Origin of the sequence: Mesorhizobium sp. M7A.F.Ca.MR.362.00.0.0 (assembly GCF_004023175.1) — a bacterium.
Lineage (GTDB): Bacteria > Pseudomonadota > Alphaproteobacteria > Rhizobiales > Rhizobiaceae > Mesorhizobium.
Window position 1 is genome coordinate 1 of sequence record NZ_RZTF01000996.1, and the last position, 297, is coordinate 297.

Below are 297 nucleotides of genomic sequence, written 5' to 3' on the forward strand. Positions count from 1 at the left end.
ACGGCATACGAGATCAAACGGCCATGGATAAAGGAATCGCCTGCCAACAAAAAAGTCGCCACCGGCAGGTTGCTAAAAAATCGGCAGATTGCGGGTAAAATCAGCAATAAAATGGCGTTCATTCAATTATCTGCAAAAAGGGGTTGCATCATAAATCATGGAGAGTATAGTGCGCTTCCATCGGACGCGGGGTGGAGCAGCCTGGTAGCTCGTCGGGCTCATAACCCGAAGGTCGTCGGTTCAAATCCGGCCCCCGCAACCAACCGATACCGTACCAGCGGTATCAGATAACAGGGT

General features: G+C 51.2%; 1 tRNA gene. It reads left to right on the forward strand.

The features are described 5' to 3' along the window. Window positions 1-185: 185 nt before the first annotated feature. Window positions 186-262: transfer RNA gene (locus EOC06_RS38845), tRNA-Met, on the forward strand. The last annotated feature ends 35 nt before the right edge of the window (window positions 263-297 follow it).